The 10,818-nt window shown below is 33.6% G+C and carries 10 protein-coding genes and 1 riboswitch; of the genes, 5 read left to right on the forward strand and 5 right to left on the reverse strand.

What is annotated here, in order from left to right; translation table 11 throughout:
- The first annotated feature begins 410 nt into the window (after positions 1-410).
- Positions 411-611 (forward strand): cold-inducible protein YdjO-related protein, encoded by a 201-nt coding sequence (locus AC0KUU_RS29735; RefSeq protein ID WP_043978988.1) that lies wholly within the window; start codon positions 411-413, stop codon positions 609-611.
- Positions 612-860: 249 nt separating this feature from the next.
- Here the strand turns inward: AC0KUU_RS29735 and AC0KUU_RS29740 are convergent, their stop codons facing one another.
- The 5 genes from AC0KUU_RS29740 to AC0KUU_RS29760 all read right to left on the reverse strand — a co-directional run bounded on the left by AC0KUU_RS29740 (position 861) and on the right by AC0KUU_RS29760 (position 5,714).
- Positions 861-1,061: a cold-shock protein gene (locus AC0KUU_RS29740; protein WP_025751380.1), complete on the reverse strand. Its 201-nt coding sequence runs from the start codon at positions 1,059-1,061 to the stop codon at positions 861-863.
- Positions 1,062-1,932: 871 nt separating this feature from the next.
- The gene (locus AC0KUU_RS29745; protein ID WP_102812989.1) at positions 1,933-3,288 is read right to left on the reverse strand and encodes a purine-cytosine permease family protein; all 1,356 of its coding nucleotides are present in this window, start codon (positions 3,286-3,288) and stop codon (positions 1,933-1,935) included.
- 733 nt (positions 3,289-4,021) lie between these two features.
- Entirely contained in the window at positions 4,022-4,333 is a 312-nt protein-coding gene (locus tag AC0KUU_RS29750; protein ID WP_322552146.1) for a YrdB family protein, read from the reverse strand.
- A 42-nt stretch (positions 4,334-4,375) separates the two neighbouring features.
- Positions 4,376-4,975 (reverse strand): TetR/AcrR family transcriptional regulator, encoded by a 600-nt coding sequence (locus AC0KUU_RS29755; RefSeq protein WP_322552147.1) that lies wholly within the window; start codon positions 4,973-4,975, stop codon positions 4,376-4,378.
- A gap of 25 nt (positions 4,976-5,000) precedes the next feature.
- Positions 5,001-5,714, reverse strand: a complete 714-nt coding sequence (locus AC0KUU_RS29760; protein WP_322552148.1) for an MBL fold metallo-hydrolase — start codon at positions 5,712-5,714, stop codon at positions 5,001-5,003.
- Between the two features lie 539 nt (positions 5,715-6,253).
- On the opposite strand from AC0KUU_RS29760, the gene AC0KUU_RS29765 reads away from it, so the two are divergent.
- The 4 genes from AC0KUU_RS29765 to AC0KUU_RS29780 all read left to right on the forward strand — a co-directional run.
- Positions 6,254-6,406 carry an aspartyl-phosphate phosphatase Spo0E family protein gene (locus AC0KUU_RS29765; protein WP_322552149.1) on the forward strand — a complete coding sequence of 51 codons (153 nt, stop codon included), beginning with the start codon at positions 6,254-6,256 and terminating at the stop codon, positions 6,404-6,406.
- Positions 6,407-7,266: 860 nt separating this feature from the next.
- Positions 7,267-7,815, forward strand: a complete 549-nt coding sequence (locus tag AC0KUU_RS29770; RefSeq protein ID WP_322552150.1) for a hypothetical protein — start codon at positions 7,267-7,269, stop codon at positions 7,813-7,815.
- 214 nt (positions 7,816-8,029) lie between these two features.
- On the forward strand, positions 8,030-8,464 hold the full coding sequence (locus AC0KUU_RS29775; RefSeq protein ID WP_289921685.1) for a GNAT family N-acetyltransferase: 435 nt from the start codon (positions 8,030-8,032) through the stop codon (positions 8,462-8,464).
- Between the two features lie 310 nt (positions 8,465-8,774).
- Positions 8,775-8,919: riboswitch (cyclic di-AMP (ydaO/yuaA leader) on the forward strand.
- 130 nt (positions 8,920-9,049) lie between these two features.
- Positions 9,050-10,818, forward strand: a 1,769-nt coding sequence (locus AC0KUU_RS29780; protein WP_473454038.1) for an APC family permease, incomplete at its 3' end; no start/stop codon positions are given.

Consider the following 10,818-nt stretch of genomic DNA (forward strand, 5'->3'; position numbering starts at 1 on the left):
AGGCACGCCGCCAGCGTTCATCCTGAGCCAGGATCAAACTCTCCGAAGAAATGTTTGACTTGCTCAATTTAAAAAATAAAAATTAACGTTGACGTTTGTCGCTTTGTTCAGTTTTCAAAGTTCAATGTTCACATCATAAGTTGTCGTTTCAACGACGCTTAATAATAATAAAACATATCAAATGAAACGTCAATAGTTTTTCTAAAAAAACATTCTTTTTTATTTCCATTGTATTTTACACGTCACGGTAACAACTATTCATTAAACATTAATTATTATATCTTAATATCCCCACTCCACTTTTTTCAAATGTGAAATTGATGCTAATAAAATATGAATGAAAGAAAAGATATAAAGTATCTATGCTCTCTTTATAAGGCATACTTATAAAGAGAGGAGTAGTGATTAGTATGTATTATAGTAAAAGAAATCAAGAACCTCCGGTTCAAGAAGAAACAGAAATTTGGGAATGTACAGTAGAAAAGTGTAAAGGCTGGATGAGGAAAGACTTCTCTTACGATAGTCATCAGAAATGTCCCTTATGTAAAAGTCAGATGGAAGCTAAAAAACGCCTTATTGATAAAATCCCCCGTAATCCCCATAGAAGATAATGTACACCTATGCTTTTTAAAAGATTAAACACTACCTATATATATAAAAGTCTTTGTTCATATTTGCTTTCTATTTCTATTATATGTTATAACTAATTAACCTTGTATCGATCGTCTTGTCTAAAACCCAGGCTTTTTTTAAAGCCTGGGTTTTCTATTGAACTAATACTAGATAAATCATAGTTTGCTAATTATAAGACCATAAAAAAAGACTCCTTTATAAGGAGTCTTTTTTGTTATCACTTTTAATTATGCTTTGTGAACGTTAGCAGCTTGTGCTCCACGTTGACCTTCTTCGATATCAAAAGTAACTTTTTGACCTTCTTCTAATGATTTGAAACCTTCACCTTGAATAGCACTGAAATGAACGAATACATCGTCTCCGCCTTCGATTTCAATGAAACCGAAACCTTTGTCTGCATTAAACCATTTTACTGTACCTTGTGTCATAATGTTGCCTCCTGCTGTGGAATACTCCACAAATGTATTACCAATCTTGCCCAAACATACTATTTCAAGATAAAAACTTCTAATTAGGTTTTTTCTTTTCTCAATATACCGAACAAAAATAAGTTATCTGTAGTGTAACATATAGTAGAGTTGATAGCAAATAAGGAAAACAATACCTTTAACAAATTCTATCTACTCACCTTTCCCCTATCAAAAATTTATGATATGGCATAAGTGGCATAGCTATTTGATGCTCCAACACATCAAATAAAATGAATAAGTACATACATATCTCTATTTATTATAGCTATTCATAATAAAGCTTCTTTATTTAATCTTTGTTATAAATAAAGGGTGCATGTAATCCAAAAAACCCCTGTTAGCTTTACTGAATTATAAATAGGCTATTGGGATATTCTATTTAAGGAAGAAGGAAAACAAGTTATTGATTACAACTAATCATTACAAAGCTTCTTACATTTGGGATGAGGTGTCTACAGCAGGCATATTTCAGAAAACCTTATTGTAAATCGATGTATGTTTGATTCATAAGGGGATGGTAGTCATGAGCGTAGTAAGAATATATATAATGGGTAGACAATAACGTTCATTTATAACTATGCAAATGAGGTGTTTGTCCCAGACCAAGAACGATTTCGTTCACATTGTATATCTTTTTAGTTCAATGCTTAAATGAGGTGTTCCTTAAAGATCATATGCTGCATTAAAAGCTATTTTTTTCCTTCTTCACATGACGGGATGCATAATCGTTTGCATCTCGTTTTTGTTACATAAAAAAAGAATGTTTATTCTCTTTTCATGGGTTAAAGAAAGGCCTGTATCTGTTTAGATACAGGCCTTTCTTTCGAATTCAGTTACTACAAACTTCTTTATTTAACTTTTGTTTCATCGGAAAATAATATAAGATTGCAGGAACTATTATTCCAATTAGCCACGCAATATCTGCGCCCCCGAATGCCTTTGCTATAGGACCAATGTAGAATGATGTGTTAATAAAAGGAACCTCTGCAATAATTGATACAGCAAATGCCATGCAAGTGATTCCGTTTATTTTTCCGTATTGACCATTTACATCGAAGATATCTTTTACATTATATTGACCACGGCGTAATAAGTAGTAGTCCACAAGATTGATAGACGTCCAAGGAATCAAGAAATAACTAATGAAAAAGATAAAATTTAAGAAAAATGATAGAAAATTACTTTGGCCTAATAAACATAGGATAGTACCTGCCAATGTAACACAAAACATCATCCCTACTCTAACTTTTTGTGTTACTTTCAGCTTCCAAAAGGGCTCTATAGTTGTAATGGTTGACATGAAAGCACCATATAAATTAAAAACATTAATAGCTAGTTGACCAAAAATAATGATCAAATACATAAAGATAGCAAAACTTCCGAATAAGTGAGCTAAATTCCCACCAGAATGATCAAGGAAATTAGGAATAGTAGTTGTTAAAGTTGCTCCTAAAATCATCATCCATACAGTCCCTACAAATGTACCCAGGTAACTATACCAAAAGGTTTGTGCAGTTGATGTATTAACGGGCAGATAGCGTGAATAGTCTGCTACGTATGGTGCATATGCTAATTGCCATGTTGCTACAATGCTGATAGCGAGTAAAAATACAGGTAAATCCAAACCACTTAATGAAAAACTTCCTGTCGGAAGTGGTAACTGAAATATAATAATTGTTGCTACTAGATACACAACAAATGAAGACCATGATAATACTTTCTGCATTTTATGAATTAAATCATGGCCAAAAATTGCAACAATAAAACAAAGAATATTTAAGATTATTATAGCCCAGCTTTGATTAATGGGTATTAAACTGTTTAATGTTTGTGCTGCAAGCACACTGCTACTTGCGAAAAAACCTAAATACACAAACATTACAAGAAATAACGGGAAAATAGCTCCGATTACTCCAAACTGCGCTCGACTTTGAATCATTTGAGGAATTCCAAGTTTAGGTCCCTGAGCAGAATGTGAAGCCATGAAAATAGCACCCAATAAGGTTCCAAGTATAATAGCTGCGAAACTCCAAAATAAATTAAGACCTAAACTAATTGGTAATGCACCTGTTACAAGAGTTGTAATGTGCATGTTTGCTCCAAACCAAATGGGGAACAAACCTTTTGCTTTTCCATGACGTTCGTCTACTGGAACAAATTCAACGCTACGTGTTTCAACTTTCAATAGATATACCACCTTGTAAGATATTTGCCGCTTGCACTCTAAGTCAAACTATATAATTCAACGTTTTAATACTTACTTATAGTAGGTGATGAATCATTCGTATAATTAACATGTATTCCCTTGAATCATTTGATATAACAGCTATATAAGACTTCGCTACGTTTAATTAAGTAACAATTTCATCTGTGCTCCTTTTATAAATTGCTGTTCATAAAAAAGGTGGTGCAATGGAGGGATAAACTTTCTTAATAAGAGGAACTGCAAGGTTTTAGTATCTAACTGCTTAGGTATCTTCTTATTTAATTTGATAATTTTTTATACGGTCTCTTAGAGCATTAGTATACATAATAACATAGATGCGTCTTCTATCAACAATTTCTTTAGGACCGTCCAATACTACTTGAGGTATTGAAATTGCTTTCCCTACGCCAGCTTTTCCAATCTAACTTATTTATTCAAATATCAAACTCCTTTTATTTCATCAAAAACGTTCATAAAAGTGCATAAACATATGAAGACGTTCGTAATTTGCTTTAAAACTAAAACGAACGATCAAAGTGATAGATTCCTTATATAAAAGAAAAGTCCGTAAAGGTATACTTTTACGAACTATAGAGCTTTCTATTTTATGGAACGGGGTAAATTAAAATAAACAAAACGCTGCAAAAAAACGATTACTCAGATTAGAGTAATCGTTTTTGTTTTTTTGGTTTCAAGCATCTACCATACAATCTCACCGTTGCTGCCATATATACATTAAAATGCGGTTAATTATAGCGACTGTAATGTAAATAATGGCTAAAGCAGGCTTGCCACTAGTGTATAGGGCAACAGAAGGAAGACCAAATACAAGTAGTTCAAGCAATATATGCATAGGTGTAGATAGTTGAACATATGAACGCGGGGAACCAAAAATCCCCCAAACGATTGCAACAATTAATGGAGAACCTATTGCTAACAGTACTTTCATTGACCCTTTTCCAGTTTGAGCTCCCCAGTAGGCTAGTGAGCCAAGTGCAAATAGTTCCAAAGAAAATCGCAACATTAAATTTAAAACCTTGATTAATGAAAGGATATTCATCTTACATTAATCTCTTATGTCTTCACTGTTTTTACTTTCTTGTTTCATCGCGTTTATTCCTCTTAAAAAAATATCTATTAGCATAAGAATGCTTACATCAAGATCATGGGGAAGACCAAACCCTTTTTTCTGCTCAAGTGAAGCAAAGCCATGTAAAATACTTCGTAGCCCACGTGTGGCGTGTAAGGTTTGCTCTTCTCCTAAACGGTATTCGTTAAGTACTTGAATAACAATATTAACGGTTTCATTTTGTATGTGCTTAAGTTCCAGGTCATCAGAATTAGGAGAACGAAGCATTGCTTCATACAACCCTGGATGATTGCGAACAAAAACTATGTAAGCTTCGCCTAGTGCACGAACCGCATTATCTTTTGAACGTCCTACAGTTGCATGTATTAATACTTTATAAAGTTGTTCGTAACCATAAACAGCAAGTTTTTTCCTTAATGCTGGTAAGCCATTTACGTGATTATATAGAGAGGGTGGACGAATATTTAATTTTTTAGCAAGTGAAGCTAATGTTACTTCGTCTAATCCTTGTGCATTTGCCATTTCTGTAGAGGCTTTTAAAATAGTGTCTAAATCAAGTCCTGGTCTTGCGGCCATAGTTAAACTCCTTTCTCACTATAGGTTAAGTGTGTTTCAAATTTAACCTAGCTTTTGTAATCGCATTGTTCATAGCTTTTTCTGGTTGTTTTATCATTTTTCCATGTCCTACAGCAAGCAATGAAGGACTGTAATTTAATAATTTGTGAGCACTCTGAAGTGCAAGTTTTTTATTCCATGTAGCCATTGCTGGAAAAGGAAATAAAGGTTGGAGCTGTCCAGTTACTGCCATACCACCCCTTGTTTGAAACGCATCACCAGCAATTAGGGTATCGGTACGGGTATCAAAAAATGCCATTGAACCTGGCGTATGCCCAGGAGCAGCTATCGCAATTAGCGAACCAATTTGGTCACCATCTTGTAATAAAACTTCTGCCCGGGTTTCTAAAGTTTTAGGTACTCCGCCACGTATAGGAGTATTCGGTTCATTAGGATCTAATGTAGTATCTCCACTCATTAAACGGGCATCTCTACTTGAAATATGTACAGGAACATTAGGAAGTAATAGCTTTATTTTATCAAGTGCTCCTACATGATCTTCGTGCGCATGTGTTAAAAGGATACGTGTAATGGGTTTGTTAATCTTTTTAGCAGCTTGTAATATTTTCTTAGCACTGTAAGGAAGCGCAGCATCAACTAAAGTTAAACTATCACTCTCTTCAACTAAGTAACAATTAACTGGGAAAAGTCCTGGTAAGAAAGTCAATTGATACAAGTATGCTTCTTGAATGATTCTCATAGGAATAGCTCCTTCTTATATTAGTTTTAAAACTATTTCCATTTATATATTAACTAATGTTATTAGTTTAAGCAAGTGAATGTATGAAAATTTGCGAAAATTAGCATAAATGAATAAAAAATTAAATTGATAAGAATGTTGAGAAGATGAAGCAGATTTCATTTTTTAATATGCGAGCAGTATTCGTAAGTAATTAAAGCGCCAGGAACAAGGCTTAGAAAGATAAAAAGGAAAATTGAAAGTGATTAAACTAAAGATGATTGCTTTACTCGTTATTTTTGCTTATGTGACTAGTCATACGGTCTATTTATTGTTAAGTGCCTATCATTACGGTTTTTCCAATAGGTAATATTGTAGAGATAAAAAGATAAATCTCCGTTATATAAGGACATCTGTACATTGTAGAATATTTATATAAATATGAGAGCATAAAACGAGCGTAGGGTTGATTATTCCAAGATCGTACTTAAAGTAATTAACTTTATGCTCGTTTTGTGATTAAAAGTAAATGGGTGATTGGGTTATTGGAGTCTCATAAAGTGATTTTAAAAGAAGCTTTAAAAGTTGAGATTGAAAAAGAGAGACAACTTTTGATTGAAACAGCATTTAAAGAGGGGTTTACAAGTAGCAATACGGTAGAAATTAGTCAATTTATTGATGAGATGCTGAATGAATTAGAAAAAATTAAATAAGTAGCTAATATCTTTTAATAAAGAATAGTTTTGTAAATAATAACCAAACTACATTATAAAGTGCATAATGAATGGAGTGTACATATGTATATCACTGTATTGATTAATTCTTTGATACTAGGTTTTGGTTATTATTTATCCATTGTTTTTTTACCAGAGATAATGGGTGTAAATCCATTAATACCTAAGTATCTTCTTATTTCATTGGGTACAATCTGGTTAGTTTCTTCAAAAAATAAATGGTGGATTAATATGATATCTATACTTTTAGCCAATATGATATCATTTCCCGTCGTAGATGGATTATTAAAATAAATAGAAAAAAGCTATCTCAAAGGGGACAATGAGATAGCTTTTTAGGTTTTCGAATATGTCGTTGGTAAGATCATAGCATATTTTCCAAATAAACAAAAGCAACCTCATATCCCATGGCATTGGAAAGAGGTTGCTTTTGTCATTCATACTCGTTGAAGAATGCATAGCACCATAAACAATAATATCATATTTTTACCATATATACTATATTTTACATGTTTTGCATATGAATAAAAGGTGCACTTTTTATTCATTCGTTTGGGTTATGCCCTAGTATGAAACCCTTACGCGTCAAGGATGTATAAAAAGCTGCATAACTCATAAATGAGACCTCTTTCGAACCCTTACTCCCAGAAGGGTTCTCTTTTTTGATGGGTTCCGTTAAGAGACATTATGTTAACTACACTTGTATATTCTATACAACATAAAAACGGAAAAACTACTGCTCCTGTACAGTAGTTTTCCTAGTCGTTGAAATATAGATGTTTTGTTGATAATACTCTATTGCATCTTGGGTAGTTTGCTCACTATATAAGAAAATATTCATGTTGGGTAAGTTACATACTACTAGTCCATACTATTTTCTTACGTTTTGGACAATCCTGTTAAAAGGTAATCTTAGTGAGAGGAGAAGAGAGAAAATATTAGTAAATATTATTATGGGATTTATTGTACCTTGGATTTTTGGTTTCATATTATACAGGAAAGAACCTATAATCGTTCTTTTAATTGCACCGGTAGGAATGACAGTAGCTTTTATACTAAATGATTGGGGAAGTAATTACTTTTGGCAATTCAAACCGACTTTTAGAGATCTAAGTTTATCAGCACTCCCTTTAAATATTGGTTTCTATCCTGTCTTATCTTCTTTTTTAATTTACTTTAAGATAAAAAAGAAGATTAATACGATTATCCTTTTACTTTGTTTTACTCTCTTTACTACAGGTTTCGAAGGTATAGGTTTAGTCTTAGGAAAAGTAGAGTATTTTAATGGATGGAATATTCCGGGAACTTTTATTAGTTATTTAATAGCCTATTTTATTATTTATGGCTATTATCGAAGTTTAGTAAAGCATCATATTCTAAAGAATTAAGCTTTTCTTTATAAATATAAAGGCTTCATACTTATTTGAAGCCTTTTTTTGTTTTATTTCCGAGAATGTTGATTATGTAAACTGATTTTGTATATTCTATTCACTTTTCATATTAGCATTCATTAGTAAAAAATAAGAAAGAACAACATAGCATTTTCTTCCTGTGATAGCATCAATTTAAGTAAATTCATAAATAAATTAAGGAGAGATCAGAATGACAGTTCGTTTAGTGAAAGGATCAGATTATTATGTAATATCTCCGTTAATCAACAACTGGTGGAATGGAAGGCAAATGTCTGACTTGTTGCCAAAGCTTTTTTTTGATCATTTTAAAAATACTAGCTTTATTGTTGAAGAAGAAGGTGAAATCATAGGCTTTTTAATTGGATTCTTATCTCAATCTTATTCGAATGAAGCATACATTCATTTTGTTGGAATCCATCCGGAGTACAGGGGAAAAGGTATTGGGAGACAACTATACAATCAATTTTTCGACGTAATTAAACAAAGTGGCCGCAATATTGTTCGTTGTGTGACTTCTCCTGTGAATAAAGCTTCAATTGCTTATCATACTAAAATGGGTTTTGAAATTGAACAGGGGAATAAAGACAATCAAGATAAGGTTCTATTTGTAAAGTACTTGAATTAATTCAAGTACTTTTCCTACCCATAAAAAACATTATGGTAACTAAAAATAAAGACTCTATACAGTGAGAAAATAGAAAAAGACTGTCTCTTTTCACTAAGAAGAGGCAGTCACTTTCTTTACAGTGATTAAAATGTTGTGTTGACGCTTTGTTGGACCTTAAATAGTTTGCTCAAGATATCAAAATTTATTTATTTACATAAAAGAAAAAAACGAATTATATTAAATATTAATTTTAATTGGAATCTCTCTTTACAAACGTCATATTCAGGCGTATAGTACCTAACATACATATATGATCTTGCTATTTTCATACCTTTTATCGCTTAATCCACTAAGGAGTGGGGGACCCATTTTTGTGTGCACTTGCACTTGGGGTGAATCCTTCTGTAAGAAGGTAGGGCTACTCTTAAAGCCCGAATCCGACAGCTAACCTCATAAGCGTTTGGAGAGAAGGTTTGCTTTTATTTGTCCTGGAAAGAATACTAAGCAGAACCTTAGTGTTCTTTTTTGTGTTTTTTTTCTGAGATGGGGAATGATGAGAGTAAACTAATATCAGTAATGGCAAAGGTTTCAGGAGGATTTTAGATGAGTTATTCATCCATAAAACGTTTATTAATTGGGAGGCCACTTAAATCAAAGGAGTTAGGTGAACAAAAGCTAAATAAGATCAAAGCCTTAGCTATTCTTTCATCCGATGCACTTTCATCCGTGGCGTACGGCCCAGAACAAGTCTTAATTGTGCTTGCTACCATTGGAATGATTGCATTTTGGTATTCAATACCTATCGGTATTGGTGTACTCATCCTTTTAACAGCACTTATCCTTTCTTATCGACAAATTATTTATGCGTATCCCGAAGGCGGTGGCGCTTATGTTGTATCAAAACATAACCTTGGAGAGAATGCAGGGCTTATTGCTGGAGGATCTCTATTAGTAGACTATATCTTAACCGTATCTGTAAGTATTTCATCTGGAACAGATGCGTTAACATCTGCTTTTCCTGCTCTCCATGACTATAGAGTCATTATCGCTTGCTTATTGGTTATTTTTATTATGATTTTAAATCTAAGAGGAGTAACAGAATCAGCTTCAGCATTGGCGTACCCTGTTTACTTGTTTGTCCTTGCATTGGTTCTTTTGATAGGGGTAGGCATATGGAAAGTAGCCACTGGTCAGGTCTCTCCTGACGTTCATCCGGCTATTGGAACTGCAGTTCCGGGAATTAGTTTATTTTTACTACTACGAGCTTTTTCATCAGGATGTTCAGCCCTTACAGGTGTAGAAGCTATTTCAAATGCTGTAACAAACTTTAGACAACCGGCTGCAAGAAATGCAGTACGTACGCTTGTTGCAATGGGCATTATTTTGGCTATTTTGTTTTCAGGTGTCATGTTCTTAGCTTATTGGTTTGGAATTGTACCTAAAGCAGAGGAGACGGTTGTTTCGCAGCTCGCTTCCCAAGTGTTGGGACGTAATGGTTTCTATTATTTTGTTCAAGGTACGACAGCTTTAATTTTAGTATTGGCTGCGAATACAGGCTTTTCAGCCTTTCCTTTACTAGCTGTTAATTTAGCTGTAGATAAGTATATCCCTCGTATGTTTACGATACGTGGTGATCGTTTAGGCTATTCAAATGGAATTGTGACCCTTGGAATTGCCTCTATTGCGCTCATCATAGCATTTCAAGGCAATACAGAACGGTTAATTCCTTTATATGCTGTTGGAGTATTCATTCCATTTACGCTATCTCAAACAGGTATGATTGTAAAATGGTTAAAAGAAAAGCCAGCTGGCTGGCAGGGAAAGTTAGTAACCAATTTTATAGGAGCTTTTATTAGTTTCACAGTACTGATTATTTTCTTTACAACAAAATTCTCACAGGTATGGGCTGTTTTAATCTTCTTACCTCTTATCGTCTATCTGTTCCATCGTATTAAGAATCATTATGTAGAGGTGGGAAAGCAACTTCGTATCAAGCCAGGAGATAAAGAAGCATTAGCATTAGAAGGAAATGTAGTCATTATACCAGTTGCAGGCTTAACAAGAGCTGTCGAGAATTCAATTAACTATGCAAAAATTATTGGAGACACTGTGATTGCGGTCCATGTGGCATTTGACCGTGAAAGCGAAAAAAGAATGGAAGAAATATGGAAGGAACGATATCCTGATATACGCTTAGTTACATTCTACTCACAATATCGAAGCTTAATTGGACCTCTTTTACGCTTTATTGATCGTGTAGAAGAACGAGCTGATGATAGCCATATGGCTGTCACCGTTTTAATTCCGCAATTTATCACAAGAAAAAGCTGGCATAACGCATTGCATAACCAATCAAGCTTATTACTAAGAGC

The sequence above is a fragment of the Priestia sp. ST2 genome (genome assembly GCF_055810735.1).